At 72.7% G+C, this 22,476-nt stretch carries 24 protein-coding genes; 15 read left to right on the top strand and 9 right to left on the bottom strand.

Going from position 1 to position 22,476, the window contains the following annotated elements; all coding sequences use genetic code 11:
* Positions 1–74: 74 nt before the first annotated feature.
* Positions 75–1,073: an aldo/keto reductase gene (locus RB608_RS25225; RefSeq protein WP_308090841.1), complete on the bottom strand. Its 999-nt coding sequence runs from the start codon at positions 1,071–1,073 to the stop codon at positions 75–77.
* Between the two features lie 89 nt (positions 1,074–1,162).
* Between RB608_RS25225 and RB608_RS25230 the strand changes: the two genes are divergently transcribed.
* Positions 1,163–1,756, top strand: a complete 594-nt coding sequence (locus RB608_RS25230) for a DUF664 domain-containing protein (protein WP_308090842.1) — start codon at positions 1,163–1,165, stop codon at positions 1,754–1,756.
* Positions 1,757–1,821: 65 nt separating this feature from the next.
* The gene (locus RB608_RS25235; RefSeq protein ID WP_308090843.1) at positions 1,822–3,405 is read left to right on the top strand and encodes a diacylglycerol kinase family protein; all 1,584 of its coding nucleotides are present in this window, start codon (positions 1,822–1,824) and stop codon (positions 3,403–3,405) included.
* Positions 3,406–3,490: 85 nt separating this feature from the next.
* Here RB608_RS25235 and RB608_RS25240 read toward each other — a convergent pair whose 3' ends face one another.
* On the bottom strand, positions 3,491–3,889 hold the full coding sequence (locus tag RB608_RS25240; protein ID WP_308090844.1) for a DUF4446 family protein: 399 nt from the start codon (positions 3,887–3,889) through the stop codon (positions 3,491–3,493).
* Positions 3,890–3,952: 63 nt separating this feature from the next.
* Between RB608_RS25240 and RB608_RS25245 the strand changes: the two genes are divergently transcribed.
* The 4 genes from RB608_RS25245 to RB608_RS25260 all read left to right on the top strand — a co-directional run bounded on the left by RB608_RS25245 (position 3,953) and on the right by RB608_RS25260 (position 7,224).
* Positions 3,953–4,783 carry a prephenate dehydratase gene (locus RB608_RS25245; protein ID WP_308090845.1) on the top strand — a complete coding sequence of 277 codons (831 nt, stop codon included), beginning with the start codon at positions 3,953–3,955 and terminating at the stop codon, positions 4,781–4,783.
* Positions 4,784–4,952: 169 nt separating this feature from the next.
* On the top strand, positions 4,953–5,327 hold the full coding sequence (locus RB608_RS25250) for a cyclic nucleotide-binding domain-containing protein (protein WP_308090846.1): 375 nt from the start codon (positions 4,953–4,955) through the stop codon (positions 5,325–5,327).
* Positions 5,328–5,352: 25 nt separating this feature from the next.
* Complete coding sequence (locus tag RB608_RS25255; RefSeq protein WP_308090847.1) at positions 5,353–6,414, top strand: adenylate/guanylate cyclase domain-containing protein; 1,062 nt, start codon at positions 5,353–5,355, stop codon at positions 6,412–6,414.
* 99 nt (positions 6,415–6,513) lie between these two features.
* Entirely contained in the window at positions 6,514–7,224 is a 711-nt protein-coding gene (locus RB608_RS25260) for a hypothetical protein (protein ID WP_308090848.1), read from the top strand.
* A 66-nt stretch (positions 7,225–7,290) separates the two neighbouring features.
* Here RB608_RS25260 and RB608_RS25265 read toward each other — a convergent pair whose 3' ends face one another.
* Both RB608_RS25265 and RB608_RS25270 read right to left on the bottom strand, forming a co-directional pair.
* Entirely contained in the window at positions 7,291–8,232 is a 942-nt protein-coding gene (locus tag RB608_RS25265) for a DUF5926 family protein (RefSeq protein WP_308090849.1), read from the bottom strand.
* Between the two features lie 10 nt (positions 8,233–8,242).
* On the bottom strand, positions 8,243–9,049 hold the full coding sequence (locus tag RB608_RS25270; RefSeq protein ID WP_308090850.1) for a glycerophosphodiester phosphodiesterase family protein: 807 nt from the start codon (positions 9,047–9,049) through the stop codon (positions 8,243–8,245).
* Between the two features lie 121 nt (positions 9,050–9,170).
* On the opposite strand from RB608_RS25270, the gene RB608_RS25275 reads away from it, so the two are divergent.
* Positions 9,171–9,398, top strand: a complete 228-nt coding sequence (locus RB608_RS25275) for a PspC domain-containing protein (protein WP_308090851.1) — start codon at positions 9,171–9,173, stop codon at positions 9,396–9,398.
* Between the two features lie 20 nt (positions 9,399–9,418).
* A complete protein-coding gene (locus RB608_RS25280; protein WP_308090852.1) occupies positions 9,419–10,213 on the top strand; it encodes a putative protein N(5)-glutamine methyltransferase in 795 nt (264 codons plus the stop codon).
* Between the two features lie 241 nt (positions 10,214–10,454).
* Here the strand turns inward: RB608_RS25280 and RB608_RS25285 are convergent, their stop codons facing one another.
* Positions 10,455–11,093, bottom strand: coding sequence for a TetR/AcrR family transcriptional regulator (locus tag RB608_RS25285; RefSeq protein WP_308090853.1), 639 nt, complete (start codon positions 11,091–11,093; stop codon positions 10,455–10,457).
* A gap of 45 nt (positions 11,094–11,138) precedes the next feature.
* Here RB608_RS25285 and RB608_RS25290 point away from each other — a divergent pair, with 45 nt between their 5' ends.
* Genes RB608_RS25290 through RB608_RS25315 form a run of 6 tightly spaced genes read left to right on the top strand, consistent with a single transcriptional unit; the run spans position 11,139 to position 16,431 of the window.
* Positions 11,139–12,161, top strand: a complete 1,023-nt coding sequence (locus tag RB608_RS25290) for an alpha/beta hydrolase (protein WP_308090854.1) — start codon at positions 11,139–11,141, stop codon at positions 12,159–12,161.
* Position 12,162: 1 nt separating this feature from the next.
* Positions 12,163–12,999, top strand: a complete 837-nt coding sequence (locus RB608_RS25295) for an SDR family NAD(P)-dependent oxidoreductase (RefSeq protein WP_308090855.1) — start codon at positions 12,163–12,165, stop codon at positions 12,997–12,999.
* A complete protein-coding gene (locus tag RB608_RS25300) occupies positions 12,996–13,958 on the top strand; it encodes a ferritin-like domain-containing protein (RefSeq protein ID WP_308090856.1) in 963 nt (320 codons plus the stop codon). Before RB608_RS25295 ends, RB608_RS25300 begins: the two co-directional genes overlap by 4 nt.
* On the top strand, positions 13,955–14,443 hold the full coding sequence (locus tag RB608_RS25305) for a hypothetical protein (RefSeq protein WP_308090857.1): 489 nt from the start codon (positions 13,955–13,957) through the stop codon (positions 14,441–14,443). Before RB608_RS25300 ends, RB608_RS25305 begins: the two co-directional genes overlap by 4 nt.
* The gene (locus tag RB608_RS25310; RefSeq protein WP_308090858.1) at positions 14,440–15,930 is read left to right on the top strand and encodes an NAD(P)/FAD-dependent oxidoreductase; all 1,491 of its coding nucleotides are present in this window, start codon (positions 14,440–14,442) and stop codon (positions 15,928–15,930) included. Before RB608_RS25305 ends, RB608_RS25310 begins: the two co-directional genes overlap by 4 nt.
* A 42-nt stretch (positions 15,931–15,972) precedes the next feature.
* Positions 15,973–16,431 (top strand): hypothetical protein, encoded by a 459-nt coding sequence (locus tag RB608_RS25315; RefSeq protein WP_308090859.1) that lies wholly within the window; start codon positions 15,973–15,975, stop codon positions 16,429–16,431.
* Between the two features lie 14 nt (positions 16,432–16,445).
* Here RB608_RS25315 and RB608_RS25320 read toward each other — a convergent pair whose 3' ends face one another.
* From RB608_RS25320 to RB608_RS25330, 3 genes are all read right to left on the bottom strand, one after another.
* Positions 16,446–18,077 (bottom strand): ABC-F family ATP-binding cassette domain-containing protein, encoded by a 1,632-nt coding sequence (locus RB608_RS25320; RefSeq protein WP_308090860.1) that lies wholly within the window; start codon positions 18,075–18,077, stop codon positions 16,446–16,448.
* Positions 18,078–18,345: 268 nt separating this feature from the next.
* Complete coding sequence (locus tag RB608_RS25325) at positions 18,346–18,984, bottom strand: SHOCT domain-containing protein (RefSeq protein ID WP_308090861.1); 639 nt, start codon at positions 18,982–18,984, stop codon at positions 18,346–18,348.
* Between the two features lie 45 nt (positions 18,985–19,029).
* Positions 19,030–19,998 (bottom strand): alpha/beta hydrolase-fold protein, encoded by a 969-nt coding sequence (locus RB608_RS25330; RefSeq protein ID WP_308090862.1) that lies wholly within the window; start codon positions 19,996–19,998, stop codon positions 19,030–19,032.
* A gap of 132 nt (positions 19,999–20,130) precedes the next feature.
* Here RB608_RS25330 and RB608_RS25335 point away from each other — a divergent pair, with 132 nt between their 5' ends.
* Positions 20,131–21,165, top strand: a complete 1,035-nt coding sequence (locus RB608_RS25335) for an AraC family transcriptional regulator ligand-binding domain-containing protein (RefSeq protein WP_308090864.1) — start codon at positions 20,131–20,133, stop codon at positions 21,163–21,165.
* Between the two features lie 27 nt (positions 21,166–21,192).
* Here RB608_RS25335 and RB608_RS25340 read toward each other — a convergent pair whose 3' ends face one another.
* Entirely contained in the window at positions 21,193–22,401 is a 1,209-nt protein-coding gene (locus tag RB608_RS25340; protein WP_308090865.1) for an ATP-binding protein, read from the bottom strand.
* Between the last annotated feature and the right edge of the window lie 75 nt (positions 22,402–22,476).

Below are 22,476 nucleotides of genomic sequence, written 5' to 3' on the forward strand. Positions count from 1 at the left end.
GCCGACGGTTCTGTAGTGGGGCTCGCCACGGGATGCGCCGGTCCGCCTACATAACGTGATGAAGGCGCGCCCCCTCAGTACGGCGAGATGGGCGCGGGCGCGGGGAAGAGCAGATCCAGCTCGGCGAGATCCTCGGCCGTGGGAACCCAGGCGTCGGCGGACGCGTTGGCGGCGACCTGCTCGGTCGAGGTGGCCCCCGCGATGACCGACGAGACGGGCGACTGGGCGAGCAGCCAGCCGATGGCGACAGTGACCTCCGAGATCCCCCGGGCGGCGGCGAACGCCGAGTACGCCCGGAGGGTCGGCGAGACCGCGTCCTCGAGCAGGTGCGCGCGGGTATGGGCCAGCCGGGTGCCCTCGGGGGCGGTGCCGGAGGCGTACTTGCCGGTGAGCAGCCCGTTGGCCAGCGGGAAGTAGGGCAGCACGCCGAGCCCGAACTCCCGCGCGGCGGGCAACACCTCCAACTCCGCGCGCCGGTCGGTGAGGTTGTAGTGGTTCTGCGCGGACACGAAGCGCTCGACGCCGAGCTCGCGCGCGACGTACTCGGCCTGGGCGATCTGCCAGCCGGACCGGTTCGAGTGCCCGAGGTAGCGGACCTTGCCCTCGCGGACCAGGTCGTCGAGGGCCGCCATCGTCTCCTCGATCGGGGTACGCGGGTCGGGGGTGTGGAACTGGTAGAGGTCGATCCAGTCCGTGCCGAGACGGCGCAGCGACGCCTCGACGGCCGTGCGGAGGTAGCGGCGCGAGCCCCGGGCGCCGAAGTCGGGCCCGTTGACCCCGCCCATGTCCATGCCGAACTTCGTGGCGACGATCACCTCGGACCGTCGGGCGCCCAGCGCCCGGCCGAGCCGCTCCTCGGCGAGACCGGGCGTGGCGCCGTACGTGTCGGCGACGTCGAAGAGGGTGATCCCCGCGTCGATCGCCGCGCCGACCACACGGTCGCTGGCCTCCTGCGACGCGGTGGCGGCGCCGGGCCGGCCCAGGTTGTTGCAGCCGAGGCCGACGCGGGAGACGACGAGGCCGGAGCGGCCGAGGGGCACGGCGGAGGGGGGCACAGGGGTGGGGGACGTCATGTCCTCGACGGTAACCGGGCCGCGCAGCGGTCCGGTGTCGGTGTCCGCCTCTAGGTTGACGACGTCCCCCACCGGAGCGGAGCCGCCTCATGTACGCACCCACCCTCGACGACGAGATCACCAGCCTGACCCGCTACATCGACCAGCAGCTCGACGCGATCCGGGCCGCGGCGTACGGCCTGACGGAGGAGCAGGCCCGGGCCACGCCCTGTCGCAGCGAGCTGTCGATCGGCGGCCTCCTCAAGCACACGCTCCACGGGATGCGTGGCGCGGTGGGGCGCCTGCGCGGAGACGCGGCGGCCCACGACACCAGTGAGGCGGGCGTCGCGGCCTACCTCGCGCAGTTCCGGCTCACCGACGACGAGACGACGCTCGAGGTACTCGCCGCCTGGGATGCCGCGCGCGCCGACCTGCTCGCCGCGCTGGCTGACGCCGATCCGGGCGCCGAGGTGCTCGCACCGGCCGAGCCGTGGCACGGTCGGTTCGAGCCGCAGCCGATCCACCTGCGCTTCTTCCTGCTGCACCAGGTGGAGGAGTTCGCGCGCCACGCCGGCCACGCCGACATCATCCGCGAGCAGCTCGACGGCGTCTCCGTCCCGGCGCTGGTGCTCACGGTCGAGGGGGCTCCGGCCAACCCGTTCTTCACCCCGTTCGAGCCGGCACCGGGGACGATCGGCACCTGATCCGGGCAGAGGCCCACCGCGCCGCCGCTGCGCGGTCCCGGCCGCAGTTGACCTATTCTCCGGGGGTGCTCGACCGACCCCGCCGGACCCCGCTGCTGGCCTCGCTGATCCTGCTCGCGCTGTTCGCGGCGGTGGCCGGCGCCGTCGCCGCCGAGTGGTCCTGGGTGCTGGACCTCGACGACCACGGCCGGTCGGCACGCGAGTGGGCGGCCGGCCAGGGCTGGCTCGAGCACCCGCTGCGCGCCGTCGAGATCGTCTTCGGCACCGCCTGCATGACCGCGATCACCGCGGTGTTGGCCGTCGCGCTCTTCGTGAAGGGCCACCGGCGGGCCGGGATCCTGGTCGCGGCCGTGATGGCGGCGACCGCCCTCGCCACGTACGGCGCCAAGGTGCTGGTCGGCCGTGGCCGGCCGGTCTGGCAGGACCCCGAGTACTTCCTGCACTCCAACGCGTTCCCCTCCGGCCACACGTCCGCGGCGGCCGCGTTCAGCGGCCTGGTCGTCCTGCTCGCCGTGATGCTCGTCCGGCGGGCCGGCATCCGGCGGCTGCTCTCGACCCTCGCCGGGCTGGTCTGGGTGCTCGTCGCCGCCGACCGGATCCTGCTCGGCCGCCACTTCCCCAGTGACGTCCTCGGCGGCACCCTGCTCGGCCTCGGCGTCCTCCTGCTCGGCGTGGCGCTCTACAACCCGCTCCCCCGCAGCCACGCGCTCAAGGCCGAGCCGCTGCCCGAGCCGTTCCCGTCGGCGCGCAAGCTCGGCGTCGTCCTGAACCCGATCAAGGTCGAGTCGGTGGAGCAGTTCCAGGCCATGGTCACCCAGCTGGCCCGCGAGTCCGGCTGGAGCGAGCCGCGCTGGTACCTCACCACCGTCGAGGACTCCGGCACCGGCCAGGCCGAGCAGGCCTCGGTCGACGGCGCCGACCTCGTCATCGTCTGCGGCGGCGACGGCACCGTGCGCGAGGTGTGCGCCGAGCTCGCCGGCACCGGCATCCCCGTGGGCGTCGTCCCGGCGGGCACCGGCAACCTGCTGGCCCGCAACCTCGAGATCCCGCTCTTCATCCGGGCCGCGATCGACATCGCGCTCACCGGCCAGGACCGGGCCATCGACATGGTCGAGGTCGACGGCGACGGCATCGAGCCCTCGCACTTCATGGTGATGGCCGGGATGGGCTTCGACGCCGCGATCATGGAGGGCGTCAACGAGGAGCTCAAGAAGAAGGTCGGCTGGCTCGCCTACGTGCTGTCCGCCTTCAAGGGCCTGATGTTCCCGGCGATGAAGCTGGAGATCTCGGTCGACGACGGACCGTTCACCAAGCACCGCGCCCGCACCTGCGTGATCGGCAACGTCGGCAGCCTCCAGGGCGGGATGAACCTGCTCCCCGACGCCGCCATCGACGACGGCCAGCTCGACGTCGTGCTGCTCTACCCGCGGCGCTTCCTCAGCTGGATCCCGCTCGTGCTCCGCGTGCTCACCCGGCGCGAGCGCAACGCCGGCGAGTCGGTCGCGCGGATGACCGGCCGCAAGGTCGTCGTACGCGCGTCGGGGGAGGTGCCGCGCCAGCTAGACGGGGACACCATCGGCCTGGGCTCGGAGCTGCGGATGGAGTGCATCCACGGCCGGGTGCTGGTGCGGGTGCCGCGGACGGTGTGAGCGAACGGTTCAACGACCGGATTCGTCGCCCGATCGAGCCGTCGAGGACGAATTCGGTCGTTGAACCGTCCACCCGGCCGACCCGTCAGCTGCGCGCGAGACGGGCGTGGGCGACGGCCTCGGCCTCCTCAGGGGAGAGCTCCTGCTCGCTGCTCCACCCGGCGACCGACTTGGCGTAGGTGCGGGCCTCGTTGCGGCCTCGGATCGAGGTGAGCACGACGCCGTCGCCGGAGTCGTCGAGCAGCGCCAGCGACCACGACAGCCGCCCGCCCATCTCGTCGAAGGCGTCGTAGCGCACGACGGCGAGGTGCCGCAGCGCGCCGACCGCCTCGGCCCGCAGCGCGGCGACCTCTCGGCGCAGGCCGGCCGCGTCGGACGGCAGGTCGGCGGCGCTCGGCGTACCGGTCGGCCGGCCGTTGCGGAGCGCGACCGCCAGGGCGGCCGCGGCGAGCAGCAGGGCGAGGATCGAGAGCGCGACGGCCATGCAGCGACCGTAGTCAACGAGACGTCGCGCCCAGCGACCACGCGCCGCCACTAGGCTGACGCCATGGCCCGCATCGCGTACCAGGGAGAGCCCGGTGCCAACTCACACATCGTGTGCAAGCAGCACTACCCGGAGGCGGAGGCCGTGGCGTGCGCCTCGTTCGAGGACGTCTTCGCGGCGGTGGCGAGCGGGGACTGCGACCTGGCGCTCATCCCGATCGACAACTCGATCGCCGGCCGGGTGGCCGACATCCACCACTTCCTGCCCGACTCGGGGCTGCACATCATCGCCGAGCACTTCCTGCGCATCCAGTTCCACCTGATGGTGGTCCCCGGCGCGTCGACCGAGACGCTGCGGACCGTGCACAGCCACGTCCACGCCCTCGGCCAGTGCCGCAAGGTGATCCGCGAGCTCGGGCTCACCCCGATCATCTCCGGCGACACCGCCGGGGCCGCCCGCGAGATCGCCGAGGCGGCCGATCCCACCCAGGCCGCGATCGCGCCACCGCTCGCCGCCGAGATCTACGGGCTGGAGATCCTGCGCGAGGACGTCGAGGACGAGGACCACAACACGACCCGGTTCGTGCTGCTCTCCCCCGCCTACGTGATGGCCCCGCAGGGCAACGGCCCGGTCGTCACCAGCTTCGTGTTCAACGTCCGCAACCTGCCCTCGGCGCTGTACAAGGCGCTCGGCGGGTTCGCCACCAACGGCATCAACATGACCAAGCTCGAGAGCTACATGGTCGGCGGCCAGTTCGCCGCCACCCAGTTCCTCGCCGAGGTCGACGGGCACCCCGACGACCCCGGGCTCAAGCGGGCCCTGGAGGAGCTCACCTTCTTCACCACCGACATCAAGGTGCTCGGGGTCTACCCGGCCGACCCGTTCCGCGGCTGAGCCACCCGGTACGACGACCGGCGGGTCGTACCGGGATAACGCGGCCGCCCCGGACACGTTGTGACAGTTGTCCCCCCGCGCCGGCCTGGTGCGCACTAGGGTCGGCGATGACAATCGGGGAGAGCGGGCGAGCCGGGCGGGCTTCTGTCCGGACAGCGAAAGGGTCAGCATGGCAACGTTCTTCGAGCACTTCTCACCCCAGGAGATCGCGCGGATCAGCGCGACGGGACGGCGCGTGAAGCTCCCTGAGGGCTGGTCGCCGATCTGGGAGGACACCCCGGCCGACAAGGCGTACATCATCCTCGACGGCAGCGTCTCGGTGCGCCGTGACGGCGCCGAGATCGCCCAGCTCGGCCCCGGCGACATCGTCGGCGAGGCCGCGATCGTCGGCCAGCGGCTGCGCAACGCCACCATCGTCGCCCTGACGCCGCTGGACACGATCCACCTGACCGACGACACCCTGCGCGAGCTCGACGCCGAGTGGCCGGCGTTCCACGAGGCTCTCGTCGAGGTCGCGCAGTCGCGCATCGGCGACCAGGGCTGAGCCGGCCCATCCGGGCTCCGCGGCCGTGACGGCACCCGACGACCCCGCCGCCCACCAGGCCGGTGGGGTCGGCGGCGGAGTCGTCGGCGCGCTCGAGCAGCATCTGCTCGGCGAGACACCCTGGCTCACCCAGCAGCAGGTGGCCGAGCGGGCCGGCGTACCGCTGGCGACCGCCAACGAGCTGTGGCACCTGCTGGGCTTCGCCCACGTGCCCGAGGACGAGGCGGCGTTCACCACCGCCGACGTCCGGGCGCTACAGCTGACCAGCGACCTGATCCGGCTCGGGATCCTCAGCCAGGAGCGGCAGGACGGTCTGGTCCGGACCTGGGGTCGCAGCTTCGCCCGGCTCGCCGACTGGCAGGTCGCGCTCCTCGCGTCCGTGGCCGCCGAGGTCGGCGCCGATCCGACCGAGGGCCTGCTCGCGATCTCCGACGAGGCCCTGCCGCGGGTCCAGGAGCTGCAGAGCTACGTCTGGCGCCGCCACCTGCTCAGCGCCGGCTCCCGCCTGCTCGCCGAGCAGACCTCCGGGCCGGCCGCCACGCTGGCCGTCTGCTTCGTCGACATCGTCGGCTACACCTCGCGCTCACGCACCCTCACCGACCGCGAGCTGGTGAGCTGGCTGGAGTCCTTCGAGTCCACGGTGCTCGGCCTCACCGTCGACCGCGGCGGCCGGATCATCAAGAACATCGGCGACGAGCTGCTCATCGTCGCCGACTCCCCCGAGGCGATGGCCGACATCGCGCTCGAGCTCACCCGCCGGGGCGCCGACCCCGACGACCCGTTCCCCGCCGTCCGCGCGGGCATCGCGTACGGCGAGGTGGTGACTCGCCTGGGCGACGTGTTCGGGCCCGTCGTCAACATCGCCGCCCGGCTCACCTCCGTGGCCCGGCCGAGCTCGGTCCTCGTCGACCTCGGCGCCTACGAGGCGCTCACCGGCCGCAGGGACGAGCGTGCCGACGACACCGACCATCCCACCGACGCCGACCACCACACCGGGGCGTACCGGTTCCGGCGACTGCGCCGCGTCTCGGTGAAGGGGTACTCCCGCCTCAAGGTCTGGGTGCTGCAGGCCACCGCCCCGCACTGATGCCCCACCCCCGTCCGGTTTCCGAGGGCGAGCACATGGGAAGGTCGTGGACGGCGCGCCACGGGGCGTGCCCGTTCCATCGAGAAGGAGTCCCGCTTCATGCGCATGTCCCGAGCATTCGCCGTCGCCGTGGCCGCGGTGCTGATCGCGGTCGCCAGCCTCGCCGGCGCGACCGGCCCGGCATCGGCCAAGGCCACCAAGACCACCGAGATCCGGTTCGAGTCGCCCGCGGCGACCGGCACCGGCTACGGCGACTACTACAGCATCTACGCCTACGTCTACGAGGCCGGCACCAACACCAAGGTGTACACCGGCGGGCTGACGGTGAACTCGCGGCCGATCGGTGGCACGACCTGGACGCCGCTCGCCGCCAACACCAGCGCGTACGTCATCGAGGGCTTCCAGCTGTCGGAGTCGTTCGAGTACCAGGCGGTCTACGCCGGCGGCACCAGCGGTGGCAACACCTACACGGCGGCGACGTCGCCGGTGTTCAAGGTCGACGTGCAGCGCGGCATCAAGTACATCGAGAAGAGCCCGAAGAAGGTCTGCGCCGAGGTCGGCCCGCTCTCCGCGCCGTACAAGAACAAGCCCGTGACGACCTCCTACAAGGTCGCCAAGAAGAAGGGCTGGCAGAAGGGCTACACCTTCCGCACCAACAAGAAGTCGCAGCACTGCTACAAGGTGACCAAGACCAAGGCACCGAAGGGCGTGAAGGTCCCCAAGGGTCCCAAGCTCAAGGCCTCGAAGACGGTCTTCGTGAAGTCCGGCGGCATGAAGAAGTACGTCGACATCCAGCACTACACGTACTGATCGACGCCTGCTCCACCAACGACGAGGGGCGGGACCGGCACGACGCCGGTCCCGCCCCTCGCGTCGTCAGCGGATGGTGACCTGGCGGTTGGCCAGCCCGTTGCGGGCCGAGCGCTGCTCGGTGGTGAGGTCGGCGCCGTCAGCGAGGGCCGCGTCGAGCTTCGCCTTGAACGCCGTGGCCGCCTCCTCGAGCGGCTCGGGGCCGGTGCCGACCGGGAGGTCCCAGACCGGGGTGAGCAGTCCGTGGGCGCGGAACATGCCGACGAAGCGGGCGTCCGGGACGATCACGTCGTCGCCGGAGACGTGCAGCCGGGCCAGCGCGTCGAGCAGCGCGTCCTCGGGCTCGGGCAGCACCCAGCGCAGGTGCTCCTTGGCGCCCATCCGGGTCCAGTACGCCGCCGTGACCTCGGTGAGCCGGGCCGTGGGCGCCGCGGCCCCCTCCGCCTGCTCGAGCGCCTGCGCGAGCTCCGAGTTCGCCTCCATGTCGGAGACCCAGTAGTCGAAGCCCTCGTGCACCTCGACCGCCAGGGCACCGTCGGCGACCAGGTCCTGCAGCCGCGGGCCGGGTCCCGGCGGAGCGGTCAGGCCGACCATGCCGGCGCCGGGCTCGGCGGCCAACGCCTCGACGAGGACGGCACCGAGGTCGCGCGCCGGGTCGCCGAAGTTGTGCTGGACCTGCAGCCCGAGCCAGATCTCACCGCTGTCGCGGACCAGGGCAGGGGCCGCCATCGGCAGCAGCGTGCAGAGCTTGACCACGCGGTCGGCGTACTCGCCCTCGAGGGTGAGCGTCGCGGTCGCGGCCGGCACCAGCTCACGCAGCGCGACGATGTCGCACTCGGAGGCGAGGCCCTCGAAGGGGCGCTTGACGAAGACCTGCCCGCCTCCCGGGGCGCCGTGGCAGGCCTTGTAGCGCTTGCCCGACCCGCACGGGCAGGGCTGCCGGGGGCCGACCTCGCCCGCGGGGGTGTCGGTGACGGCCGAGGCCTTGGTGCGGTTCTTCTTCGCCATGCGCGGAAACCTACTGGTCGGGCCCGAGCCGCTGCTCCAGCAGGTCGATCATGTACCGCGGCCGGTCGCTGATCACGGCGGAGACCCCGAGGCCGAGGCAGCGCTCGAGGTCCTCCTCCTCGTTGACCGTCCAGACGTGGACGTCCCGCCCGCTGCGGGCGATCGACTCCCCGACCCGCGGGTGCTCGCGCAGCATCTTGATGCCGGGCCCGACGATCCAGTCGCGGCCGATCACGCGGCGCAGCATCGGCCACGAGGTCGGCTTGTCGAGCAGCTGGACCAGTCGGATCTCAGGCGCGAGCCGCTCGACCCGCTGCAGCGCGGTGAAGGAGAAGCTCATCACCCGCACCGGCGCTCCGGCGCGGTCCCAGCCGAAGTCGCGCAGCATCTCGACGAGACGCTTCTCCACGAGCCCGCCGTACCGCGTCGGGTGCTTGGTCTCGATCGCCACCTCCACCCGTCGGTCGTAGTCGGCGACGGTCTCCAACAGCTTGCGCAGGGTGAGGACGCCGCGCAGGTTCTCGTCCTCGTCGGGCGCCTCGTCGTCGAGGTCGGCCCAGGGGTTCTTCCAGGCGGCGAAGTCGAGCTCGGAGAGGTCGGCGAGGTCCATCGTCGAGACGATGCCCTTGTTGGCGGCGATGCGGCGCAGGTCGCGGTCGTGCACGCAGACCAGATGGCCGTCGGCGGTGAGCCGGACGTCGCACTCCAGGCCGTCGGCGCCGGCGTTCAGCGCCTCCAGGTACGCACCCAGGGTGTGCTCGGCGAGCTCGTGACTGGCGCCGCGATGGGCGACCACCTGTGGTCGGACGGTGGGCACGCCCCGATTGTGGCAGGTCCGGCGGACCCGGTGGCGCCGAGACCGGTCTCAGGGTCGGATCCGGGTCGGACCGGGGTCGTTCCCCGATGTCCGGAGCGCGCCGCCGAGGCAGGGTGGGAGCATGAGCAACTACGAGAGCTACCCCGCCCCCCACGGCCCCTCCGCGCCGCGCCGGCTGACCCGGCGCGAGCAGGACAAGATGATCGCCGGGGTCTGCGCCGGCGTGGCCGCGCACGTCGGCATCGACATCACCGTCGTCCGGCTGCTGATGGTCGCCGCGACGGTCTTCACCGGCGGCGCCGGCATCCTGGTCTACCTCGCCGGCTGGTGGCTGATGCCGCGCGCCTGAGCGCCCCCTACCCTGACGGCGTGCCTGACCCCGTGCCCGACCCCGTACCCGACCCCGCGCTCGTCGCCCGGCTCCGGGCCGCGGGCTGCGTGTTCGCCGAGGAGGAGGCCGAGGTCCTGCGGTCCTCCGCGGCCTCGCCCGGACACCTCGAGCAGCTGGTCCGGCGCCGGGTCGCCGGCGAGCCCCTGGAGTACGTCGTCGGCTGGGTCGCCTTCGATGGCGGTCGGGTCGAGGTCGATCCCGGTGTGTTCGTCCCCCGCCAGCGCACGGCGTACCTCGTCGAGCTGGCGGCCCCTCTCCTGACCCGCGGCGACACGGTCCTCGACCTGTGCTGCGGCACCGGCGCGCTGGGCCTGGCCCTCGCCCGGCGGGTGGCCGGCCTGGTCGTGCACGCCGGCGACGTCGACCCCGCCGCGGTCGCCTGCGCGGCCCGCAACCTCGCGGAGGTCGGCGGGACCGCCGTGGTCGGCGACCTGGCCTCGGCACTGCCGCCCGTCCTGCGCGGCACCGTCGCCGTGATCGTCGCCAACGTCCCCTACGTCCCCACCGGCGCCGTGGCGCTGATGCCGCCCGAGTCCCGTGAGCACGAGCCGCGCGGCACCGTCGACGGCGGCCCCGACGGCCTCGACCTGCTCCGCCGCGTCGCCGGCCTCGCCCCCGCCTGGCTGCGCCCGGGCGGCACCGTGCTCTCCGAGGTCTCGCTCGCCCAGGCGCCCGCGGCACGCGACGCTTTCGCCCACGCCGGCCTGGTCGCCACCGTCCATCACGACGAGGAGCGCGAGGCGACCGTGGTCTCCGGCCGGAGGTCCTTGTAACTAAGGGTTACATCACGAATTGTGGTGCAACAGCACCCGGGTAGTAGCAACAGCACCGAGGTAGTCGAACGGCAGGCGGCCCCGGCCGACGCAGTCCCGCGGCCGGTTCGTGCACCCGGTCGATGTCGCATTCGTGACGACTCCAGATGGGCACCGAGCCATCTACCCGGGCGCTGTGGCTACTACCCGGGCGCTGGTGCACCGGTTTTTGTGCTGTAACCCTTAGTTACAGGGGCGGGCGTCAGCCGACGAGGAACCGCGGAGCGAGCGCGGCGCCCACCGCGGCGAGGTGCTCGACCAGGGCGTCGGCGTCGACCTCGACCAGACCGGAGCGCCAGGCGAGGACGGTCTCGACGAAGCCGCCGATGCCCAGCAGCACACTGACCCGCAGGCCGGTCTCGTCGGCATCGGGGCGCAGGTGGGGGCGGGCGAGGCCGATGAGCAGGTCGACCGCCATCTGGATGGTCTCGCGACGGCGCTGCTCGAGGACGGCGCTGCCGGCGTGGTCGCCGAAGATGATCTGCGCCCGCTGCGGCTCGTCGCCGATGTGGTGGACGACCACGAACAGCGCCGCCCGCAGCTGGACCAGCGGGTCGTCGTGGGCGTGCGGGGCGATGGCGGCGAGGAGCATGTCCAGGGTCTCGTCGCGCATCTGGTCCCACAGCGCGGCGAGCAGGGCGTCGCGGTCGGCGAAGCTCTCGTAGAAGTACCTGTCGGTCAGGCTCGCACGGGCGCACACGCCGCGCATGGTGACCGCGGCCCAGCCGCTCTCCTGCCAGATCTCCAGGGCGGCGGCGACCAGGGCCGTACGACGCTCGGCGCGCCGCTCGTCGGCCGACTTGCCGCCGTACCGACGGCGCGGGACACGCGCTGCTTCCACCCGGACATCTTGACGGCAGGCGCCCTCAGAATGCAATGTGAGGGCATGCGCCTTCAGAATTCCGGAACCATGCGGGCCTCGGCGCGCGGCTCCGTCCGCAGCCGAGCGGCGGCCGCCGTCACTGCGCGGACCCTGCGTCCTCTGACGGCAGCGATCCCGCTCAACCGCGCGGGCATCCGCTTCTCCCGCCACCTCGTCGCCGGCAGCCTCGCCGCGTTCGGCCCGCCGCTGCGCGGAAGCCGGGTGGTGCGTGTCGCCCGGCCCGCGGCCAGCGGGCCGACCGTCCGCGGCGAGTGGGTCCGCGCCCCCGGCGCCGAGCGCGACGACGCCGTCGTCCTCTACATCCACGGCAGCGCCTTCACGATCTGCTCGGCCCGCACCCACCGCGGCCTCACCACCCGGCTCTCGGCCCGCACCGGCCTGCCGGTCTTCGCCTGCGACTACCGGCTGGCACCCTCACACCGCTTCCCCAGCGCGGCCGACGACGTCCGCGCGGCCTACGACTGGCTGCTCGGCGAGGGCCACGACCCGGCCCGGATCGTGCTCGCCGGCGACTCGGCCGGCGGGCATCTCGCCGTCGACCTGGCCCTGGAGCTGATCCGCGAGGGCCGTACGCCGCCCGCGGCCCTCGTCGCGTTCTCCCCGGTCCTCGACCTCTCGATGTCCCTGGCCGCGGCCCGGGAACGGATGCGGCCCGACCCGATGATCTCCGCGGCCAAGGCGGCGAGGATGCTCGACCTCTACGTCGCCGGTCACGACCCGAAGGCCGCCCGGCTGGCCTTCACCTTCGACGGCGCCGACCGGTTCCCCCCGACGCTGGTGCAGGCAGGAGGCGCCGAGATGCTCGCCGCCGACGCGATCGAGCTGGCCCGCGGCCTGTCGTCCAGCGGCGCGGAGTGCCGCCTGGAGATCTGGCCCGACCAGATGCACGTCTTCCAGGCGCTGCCGCGGATCGTCCCCGAGGCCGACCACGCCCTCGACGCCGCGGCCGCGTTCGTCGACGACCAGCTCGAGGTCCAGCGCCGCCGCGGCGCGCTGACCCTGGTCCGACCGGCCAAGGAGGCCTGACATGGGACACCGCCGTACCCAGGGCGCCGATGCCGTGGTCACCGGGGCGGGCAGCGGCATCGGCCGCGCCTTCGCCCGCGAGCTCGCCCGCCGGGGCGGGCGGGTGGTCTGCGCCGACATCGACGAGGCCGGGCTGAAGCAGACCGTCGCCGCGATCGAGTCCGGCGGAGGCGAGGCGCACGCCGTCACCTGCGACGTGTCCGACATCGCGCAGGTGCAGGCGCTCCACGACACCGCGCTCGACCGGCTCGGCCGAGCACCGCGTCTCGTGGTCAACAACGCCGGCATCGGCGCCGGGGGCCGGACGGTCGGCGACGCGCCGCTCGCCGACTGGCAGCGCACCCTGGGCGTCAACCTGTGGGGCGTGATCCACGGCTGCCACGTCTTCGTGCCGACCCTGCGCGAGGCCGGCCGCGGCGGCATCGTCAACGTCGCGTCCGCCGCAGGCTTCACCGCCGCTCCGCGGATGGGGGCCTACAACGTGAGCAAGGCCGGGGTCGTCAGCCTGTCCGAGACGCTGGCCGCCGAGCTGGCCGGCTCCGGCGTGGCGGTCACCGTGCTGTGCCCCACCTTCGTGAAGACCAACATCTTCGACGGCGAGCTGATCGACCCCGGCGCCGCCGGCCTGGCCCGCCGCATCGCGCGTCTGGCCGGCTTCTCCGCCGACCGGGTCGCCCGCACGACGCTCGACGCCCACGACAAGGGCCGCCTGTACGTCGTCCCCCAGCTCGACGCGCAGCTGCTCTGGCGCACCAAGCGCCTGCTTCCCGCCCCCTACACCCGCGTCGCCGGTCTGATCGGCCGGTTCGCTCCCGACGAGGAAGGTGCCCACCGATGACCGGCACGACCACACCCGCACCCACCCGCACGACCTTCGACTTCGACCAGATGCTCCAGACCGTCAAGGACAAGCAGTGGTCGCTGGCCGACATCGACTGGGACGCCCCCGGCGCCGAGACGATGACCGACGAGCTGCGGGCCAAGATGCGCCCGTTCATGGCCGACCTGGTGTGGATCGAGCACATCGGCGCCCGGGGGTTCGCGTCGCTGGCGAAGAAGGCGCCGACCCCCACGATCAAGCGGATCTACGAGTACTTCCACGCCGAGGAGCAGAAGCACGCCAACGCCGAGCTCGCCCTCATGAAGCGCTGGGGGATGCTCGACGAGGACGGCAGCACCCCCGAGCCGAACATCAACGTGAAGCTCGCGATCAAGGTGCTCGACGACTACGGCGACAGCCTCCCCCTCACCGGACTCGCCACGCTGATCCCGCTGCTGGAGTGCGCACTCGACGGCGCGCTGGTGAAGTTCCTGCTCGAGGAGGTCACCGATCCCGTCTGCCACGAGGTGTTCCGGCACATCAACTCCGACGAGGCGCGCCACATCACCGTCGACTTCCAGGTGCTCGAGCTGATCGGCGCCGGCCCGCTCCACAAGCTGATCATCGAGTCGATCGCCCTGCTGCAGCCGCAGGTGATCATCGGCCTGATCGTCGTGTTCACCCCGCTGATCAACAAGATGCGCGACAACATCGTCGCGATGGGCCTGCCCGAGCAGAAGCTCTACAACGCGGTGAAGCGCTTCGCCACCATCGGCTCCCGCGGCGCCCACACCGCCCGGATCCCGGCCTACCACGTGCTCAAGGCGCAGGCCGCGATGGTCGTCGACCGCACGTCCCCCTACCACCGGCTGCTCGCGGACCCGATGGTGAAGCTGACCTCGTTCGTCCCCGCGAAGGTGCTCGGCCGGCCGCAGGCCTGGGTGGACGAGCTGACCCACGAGCCGGTGGCCTCGTGACGGCGCCGACGCGTGGGTACGCCGGCGAGCTGATCCGCGGCGACGGCTGGCGCGGTCGCGCCTTCACCGGTCTCACGGTGGCCGTGATCGCGCCGGGCCGCGAGGCCGCGGTGATCGTCCCCGAGCTGGTCCGCACCGCCCGCGCAGTCAAGGTGTTCCAGGAGGAGCCGGACTGGCTGCTGCCCCTGCCGCTCCCGCTGCCCGGCCGGCTCGCCCGCCCGGCGGCGCGGATCGGCCTGCGGCTCGCCGTACGCGACCCGTGGACCCGGCGCCGGCTCACCCCCGACCCCCGGTTCAACCGCCACCGTCCGCGGGTCGACGGGCGCTACTACGCCGCCCTGCAGGAGCCGCACTGCACGCTGATCTCCTGGCCCGTCTACGCCCTCGTGACGGGCGGCGTCCGCAGCGCGGAGGGCGTCGAGCACCACGTCGACTGCATCGTCCTCGGCGAGAGCGCCGCCCGGCGAGAGGACCTCTGCGCATGACCACCACCACGCCCAACCACGAGGTCGTCATCGTCGGCGGCGGGTTCTCCGGCATCGGCGCCGCGATCCTGCTGTCCCGGGCGGGCTTCGACGACTACCTGCTGCTCGAGGCCGGCGACGGGCTCGGCGGCGCCTGGCACTGGAACACCTATCCCGGCGTGGCCGTCGACATCCCCTCCTTCAGCTACCAGTTCTCCTTCGAGCAGGTCGCCGGCTGGTCGCGGGTCTACGCCCCGGGGCGCGAGCTCAAGGCGTACGCCGAGCACTGCGTCGACAGGTACGACGTGCGCCGGCGCACCCGGCTGCGCACCACGGTCACCGCGGCCGCCTTCGACGACGAGGCCCACCTGTGGCGGCTGGAGATCGAGGGCGGCGCCCCCGTCACGGCCCGGTACGTCGTCGGCGCGACCGGCGTGCTGACCCAGCCGAAGCTGCCGGACATCGACGGGATCGCGGACTTCGCCGGGACGGTCATGCACACCGCCCGGTGGGACCACACCGTCGATCTCGCCGGCCGGCGCGTCGCGGTGATCGGCACGGGTGCGTCCGCCGTCCAGGCGATCCCCCACCTCGCCGATGCCGCGCATCACCTCACCGTCTTCCAGCGCACGCCGATCTGGTGCCTGCCCAAGCCCGACGCACCCCTGCCCGGGCCGGCGCGGGCGGCGCTGCGGATGGTGCCGGGCGCCCGCCGCGCGAGCCGGCTGGCCAGCCAGACCTTCGTCGAGGCGACCTTCCCGGTGGCCGCGCACTTCGCCGGGCTGGTGCCGGTGGCCGCCGTCGGCGAGCGGATCGGCCACGCCTACCTGCGCCGCGCCGTCCGCGACCCCGAGACCCGGGCGAGGCTGACGCCGGCGTACGCCCTCGGCTGCAAGCGGCCGAGCTTCTCCAACGCCTACCTGCCGACCTTCAACCGCGCGAACGTGACCCTGGAGACCAGCGGCATCGGGAGCATCACGACGGGAGGGGTGCGGACCGTCGCCGGCGTCGAGCACGAGGCCGACGTACTGGTCCTGGCGACCGGCTTCAAGGTGTTCGAGAAGGGCAACATGCCGCCGTTCGCCGTCCGCGGCGCCGACGGCCTCGACCTGGAGAAGTGGTGGGAGGAGAACCACTTCCAGGCCTACCAGGGGGTGAGCGTGCCGGGCTTCCCCAACTTCTTCACGATCCTCGGGCCGTACGGCTACAACGGCTCGTCGTACTTCAACCTGATCGAGACCCAGAGCGCCCACATCGTGCGGGCACTGCGCCGGGCGCGGCAGGTCGGCGCGACCCGGGTCGAGGTGACGCCCGAGGCCAATGCCGCCTATCTCGCGAGCGCGCTGGGGCGCCGGCGCCATCAGGTGTTCTTCCAGGAGTCGTGCGGGCTGGCCAACAGCTACTACTTCGACGCCCACGGCGACGTGCCCTTCCGGCCGGCGACCACGCTGGAGACGATGTGGGCGGCGAAGCGGTATCCGCTCGACGCCTACTCCTTCACCGGCTGATCGCCCACGGGAGCCCCGAGACGCTGATAGCGTCCGTCGACCATGGGGACCGTACTCAAGATCCTGGTCGGCCTGCTGCTGACAGGCGCCCTGACCGCCTGCGGCGACGACCCGGAGGCGGATCTCCGCAGCCAGGTCAACGACCTCGGCCTCGGTGACGAGATCGCCGACTGCATCATCACCGAACTGCGCGACGAAGCGGGGAGCCTCGATGCCCTCAGCGAACTGAGCCTGTCCGAGCAGCGAAAGGCGGCGGCACGAGCAGGCGCGGCCTGTGGGAAGAAGACTTCCCCGGAGGAGTTGCGTGCCGCCATGGAGAAGGGCGACTTCGACGTCTTCGACGACCGCGCCCGGACCGCCCTGCTCGAAGTCATGATGTCGCGAGGCGTGCCGAAGAAGAAGGCCCGCTGCGTGGTCGATCGGGCCATGGAGCAGGGCCTGAAGCCGACCGACCTTCTCGATCAACCCACGATGCAGGAGATCGTCGCCTTCTGTCAGTGACGCACCACGCACCCTCAGCTGTCCAGCTCCAGCGACGCGCCCTCCCAGCGCCGGCGCAGCCACCGGTCGTGGGAGGCGACCACGATCGTGCCGGCGCTGAGGCCGATCGCCTCCTCCAGCTCGCTGACGAGTGCGAGCGAGAGGTGGTTGGTGGGCTCGTCGAGCAGCAGTAGGTCCGGCTCGGTGGCGACGGCGATCGCCAGCGCGAGTCTCCTGCGCTGGCCGACGGAGAGGAGTACGACGGGCTTCGGGAGCTCGCGCGCTGGGAGCAGGCCGAGGCTCCGCAGCGGGCGTCGTACGGCGAGGTCGGGGCCCACCGTGGCTGCATAGGCGTCGTCTGCGCTGGCGGTCAGGTCGGGGAACATCGGGTCCTGGGTGAGCTCGGCGACCCGCTGTGCGGCCACCTGGACGATGCCGGCCGTCGGCGCGATCCGGCCGGAGAGCACACCGAGCAGGGTCGACTTGCCGGAGCCGTTGGCGCCGGTCACCAGCAGGTGGTCGCCGGCTGCGAGGTCGAGCACGGGCAGCCGGAGCCGCCCCGCGACGGTCAGATCGCGGACGGTGACGACCCGGCCGCTGCCGGCGGCTCCCGCGGTCAGTCCGGTCGCGAGCCGCAGCGGAGCCGGTGGCCTGCGGACCTGGGTGCGCTCGGCCTCCTCGAGTCGTCGCTCGGCATCGCGCTTGCGCCGGGCCAGCGCGCGGTCGACGTTGGCGCCCTTGAAGGCGTGGATGAACTTGTCGTTGTCGCGTGGCCCGCGGCCCGGGGCGATCGCGCTCTTGTCGATCCGGGCGGCCGCGCGCAGCCGCTCCAGCTCCTCCTGCTGCTGGGCGTAGGTCTCCTCCCAGCGGCGGCGTGCGGCCGCCCGCGCGTCGGCGTACGCCGACCACCCGCCGCCGTACCTGCGCCCACCGCGCCCGTCGGTGCCCATCCCCACCGGGTCGAGGTCGACGAGGTCGGTGCAGACCTCGTCGAGCAGCACCCGGTCGTGGCTGGTGAGGACGACGACGCCCGGCAGGTCGCGCAGGAAGGCCACGAGCAGCGCCACCGCCTCGTCGTCGAGGTGGTTCGTCGGCTCGTCGAGCAGCAGGCACTGGGGCCGCCGGGTCATCAGCGTCGCCAGCGCGAGCCGGGTGCGCTGGCCGCCGGACAGGAGGCCGACCCGCCGGTCCTGCGGGAGATGGTCGAGCCCGAGCTGCTCGGCCGCCAGCAGCGCGCGCCGGTCGGCGTCCCAGGCGTCGTGGGCGAGGGCGAGCTCGAGCGCGGCGGCGTACTCCTCAGCGGTGGCGGGGTCGTCGAGCCGGTCGGCGAGGGTCTCGACCTTCGCGACCGCCTCGCGCAGCGGCCGGAGCGCCGTGGCGAGCACATCGGCGATCGTGTCCCCGTCGGCGAACGGTGGCTCCTGGGTGAGGAACGCCAGGTCGGCCGGCCGCTCGATCGTGCCGGTGACCTGCGCGGTCGCGGGCAGGTCACCGGTGACCGCCCGCAGCAGCGTGGACTTGCCCGCGCCGTTCTCGCCGATCAGGCCGATCCGCCGTCCCGGCTGGGCGAGCAGGTCGATCCCGTCGAGGACCGTCCGGCGGCCGAAGGCGACGCTCAGGTCGCGGACGACGAGGGGGGCGAGTGACGGGGTGGCGGGCGCTGACATGGCTGATCCGATCGGTGACGGGGTCGGACTCGCCGGGCACAGGTCGAGACGTCGGGTCTCCGGACGGCCGCGGGCGCGAGTCGGGTCAGGCGAGGATCAGCATGATGGGGACGAGCCTACGTCCCGGGTGGTCGGGGCGCGAGCGATTTACCGGCCGGGGCTGCCGACGCACCAGATCCGGTCGTACCCGGCATCCGGGTCGCGAAGCGTCCGGTCCGACGACCCGGTTGCGGGGTACGACGGGGGCGGGTGAGGAGGCGAGGGCGGATCAGATCCCGTCGAGGATCCGGGCCCGCGCGGCGTCGTACTCCTCGCGGCTGACCAGGTCCCGCCGGAGCAGATCGTCGAGCTCGGCGAGGCGCTCGGCGGGCGTCCGCTCCTCGGTGAGTGCCGCGGCCGCGGCCGCCGCCGGGACGATCGGCGCGGCGTCCCAGTCGATCTGCCACTCCCCGGACTCGGGGTCGACGAGGACCGGGAGGTCGCCGACATAGAGCAGCGGCAAGCGGATCTCCGGGACGACCGTGCGGCTCTCGACCTCGAAGGACGCGAGGTCGTCGCCGTGGATCTCCAGGCGCAGCTTGACCAGTGGCTGGTCGTTGATCCGCACGTTGGTCTGCTCGAACGACAGCACCCGGGCCCGCGCGGGGCGGCCGCGGGTGCGCAGCCGGTAGAGCTTCTGGGCCGAGCGGTAGCGGCCGCGACCGAGGAGGAGGCCGATCACCACGTCGAGTGCGGTGATGCCGACGCCGGTGGGCAGCAGCCAGCTCGCCTCGGGACCGTCGGAGACCAGACCCATCACGAGGAAGATCGGTCCGACGACGCCCGCGACGAGCAGGAAGAGCACGGGAGGCAGCACACTGCCCACCAGCGACGGCGGCTTGGGGACGTCCCGCGGAGCGACGGTCATGGCGCCCAGCGTAGGGCCCGCACCGCCGCCCGCGGGACGACGCGGTCAGGCCTTCTTCAGCCGGGCGATCACGCCGTCGATGTCGCGCTGCAGCATGTCGCGGCGCACGAAGTGCGCACCCGGGAGCTCGTGCCACTCGTGCGGGATGCCCTGTGCGGCGAGCAGGCCGCGGAACTCACGCTGGCCGGCGCGGACCGGCGTCTCGTTGATGTCCTCGTCGAGGCCGCAGACCAGGAAGATCCGCTTGTTGAGGTAGCTGTTGAGCCGCTGCACCGGGTTGTCGGCCGTGACGCGCGCCTCGTCCCAGAAGGGTGCGCCGTAGACCGTGCCGCCGGCCAGCTCGACCGCGGCGGAGCTGGTGTTCGCCCAGTGCACGACCAGGCCGGCGTCGCGGCGCAGGCTCGCCGGCCCCGAGTGGGAGCTGACCGAGGCGAAGTGACCGTAGTACTTCGCGGTGTACTTGAGCGCGCCGAACCCGCCCATCGAGAACCCGGAGACCGCCCGGCCGTCGTACTCGGCGTAGGTGCGGAAGTTGGCGTCCACCCACGGGATGAGCTGGTTCATGTGGAAGGTCTCCCAGTTGCGGGGACCGCTGAAGGAGGCGACCGGGTTGCTGTACCAGCCGGCGCCGCCGCCGTCGGGCATCACGACGATCAGCTTGCGACCGGCGGTGAGCCCGATGATGTCGTCCTCCATGTGGAACTTGCGGAAGTCCTGGAGGCCGCCGTGGAGCAGGTAGAGCACCGGGTAGCGGCGCCAGTTGGTCGAGTAGTAGTCGTCCGGGAGCAGCACGTTGACGCCCGGCTGCCAGCCGATCTGGGCGGTCGCGAAGCGGAAGTAGTTCAACCGACCGAACACGCCCTGGTCGGTGATGGTGAGGCCGAAGCCGTTGCCCGCGGCGCTGGCCGGACCGGCGAGGGCGGGCAGCCCGATGGGTGCCATCGCGCCGACGGCGGCCGCCCCTCCGGCGAGCTTGAGCAGGCGGCGTCGATCCAGTGTCCGGTTGGCGTCCATCGGGTCCTCCGATTCGGGTCATCTCGAGTCATGCGGGGTGGGACCAATATCCGCGTGGAGCACCACGCGCGACCATGGCCGAGGAGGCCAAGGTCGTTGTCATTCGGGGCCAGCGGAGGTAGGAAGTGCCCCATGACCGAGTGGTTCGACCAGCCCGTGGTGCCGGTCGGCTACGGGCTGCTCATCGAGGAGGTGGCCGCCTCCTTCGGCGTCGGGGCGGAGCTCCTCACCGCCGCCGGCCTGTCCTCGACCGCGTTCGCCGACCCCCAGGGCCGGCTCACCCCGCTCCAGGCCGGGCACCTGCTGCTGCACGGCATGCACCTCACCCGGGAGCCCGGACTGGGCTACGAGATCGGGCTCCGCAGCAGCCTGACCTCCCACGGCATCATGGGCTTCGGGCTGTTGACCTCGGCGACCTTGCGGGACGCCATCGAGCTGGGCGTGGAGTACAGCGGGGTCCGGCTCCCGATGCTGACGCTCGGTCTCGTGCTGGACGGCGACCAGGCCGCCGTCGACGTACGCGAGACGCGTCCGCTCGGCGAGGTGCGTCCGTGCATGTTCGACCTCTTCCTCACCGGCCTCGCCCGGATGACCCCGGCGTTGACCGGGCGCCCGCAGGGCGACGTCGAGCTGTGGTTCGAGGACGCCGAGCCGGACCACTTCGCGCGCTACCGCGACCGGCTGCCACCCGCCCGGTTCGGCACCGGCGTGCACCAGGTGCGCTTCCCCGTCGAGCGGCTCGACGAGCGCCTCGACACCGCCAACGCGGTGGCCGCCCGGCTCGCGCAGGAGGAGCTCTCCGGGGAACGCGACCGGATCGGACTGACCGACGACGTCGTCGCACGGGTGCAGGCGCTGCTCGGCACCCGCGGCGCCGGGTTCGGGCTGGAGGCCGTGGCGGCGGCCATGCACGTCTCCACCCGCACGCTCAAGCGCCGTCTGCACGCCACCGGCACCACCTTCCACGACCTGTCGACCGAGGCCCGGCGCGCCGAGGCACTGCGGCTCTTGCGCGGCTCGACCATGGGCGTCGAGGACATCGCCCGGCTCCTCGGGTACGCCGACCCGAGCAACTTCGTGCGCGCGTTCAAGCGCTGGACCGGGCTCACCCCGGGTGTGTACCGCCGGTCGGAGCAGGCGCCGGACGAGGGCACCGCCCGGCCCTGAGGGCGTTCCCGGGCCCTTCCGGTCGGTCTAGGCCTGGGTCCGGAGGTAGCGCCCGAAGTGGGGCACCGTGAACGCGATCCGGCCGCGCTCGCCGGAGTAGATCAGGCCCTTCTTGAGCAGCGCGTCGCGGGCCGGCGAGAGCGACTGGGGCTTCTTGCCGAGCACCCCGGCGACGTCGGCGGTCGCCACCGACCCGACCGGGTCCTCGACGCCGTCGTCGGACGAGGCGACCGCGGCGTCGGCCATCGCCCGCAGGTAGTCGCGCTCGGCCGGCGTCGCGCGCTCGTAGCGGGAGCCGAAGAAGCCGACCGCCAGCTCGGCCTCGGCCTCGGGGCCCGCGACGGCCACGTCCTCTGCGGTGATGGGCGCGCGCGGCGCGAGATCCCACACGGAGCGGCCGTAGGCCTGGATGAAGTACGGGTAGCCGCGGGTGGCGTCGTACATGGCGGCGAGGGCCTCGGGCGTGAACGCCGCCTCCTCCTCGGCGGCCGGAGCGACGAGCGCCCGGTCGGCGGCCTCGCGGGAGAGACGGTCGATGCGCTGGTAGGAGAAGAGCCGCTCGGAGTAGGACTTGCTCGCCGACAGCACCGCCGGCAGGTGCGGCAGCCCGGCGCCGACGACGATGACGGGCAGGCCGTTCTGGCTGAGCTCGTGGCAGGCGGCGCAGAGCGCCGACACGTCGGCGGCGCCGAGGTCCTGCATCTCGTCGACGAACACCGCGACGCCCTTGCCGACGTCGGCCGCGAGCCCGCCGACGTCGGTGAGCAGCTCGACCAGGTCGATCTCGACGTCTCCCGAATCGGCGCGCCCCCTGACCGCGGGAGCGGCGATCCCGGGCGACCACCGGTCGCGCAGCCTGGCGTCCGCGCCCGCCTCGCGCTGGGCGAACGAGCGGATGACGCCCAGGACATGATCGGCCTCGTCGGGCTCGGGGTGACCGAGCTCGCGCACGGCCTGGTGCAGCGCCGAGGAGAGCGGCCGGCGCAGGGACTGGTCGGGCCGGGCCTCCAGCTTCCCGGTCCCCCAGCCCTTGCGGACCGCCGCCGAGCGCAGCGCGTTGAGCAGGACCGTCTTGCCGACCCCACGCAGCCCGGTGAGCACGAGGGAGCGCTCCGGGCGGCCGCGGGCGACCCGCTCGAGAACGACCTCGAAGGCGGCCAGTTGCTCGTCGCGACCTGCCAGCTCGGGCGGGCGCTGGCCGGCACCGGGCGCGTACGGGTTGCGGATCGGGTCCATGATCCGACGCTATCGGGCTGTCTAGGGGGTTCCCTAGACATGCCTAGCGTGTCGGATCGCAGGTCTGGGTGATCC

The sequence above is a fragment of the Nocardioides sp. LHD-245 genome, from assembly GCF_030929495.1.
GTDB lineage: Bacteria > Actinomycetota > Actinomycetes > Propionibacteriales > Nocardioidaceae > Nocardioides.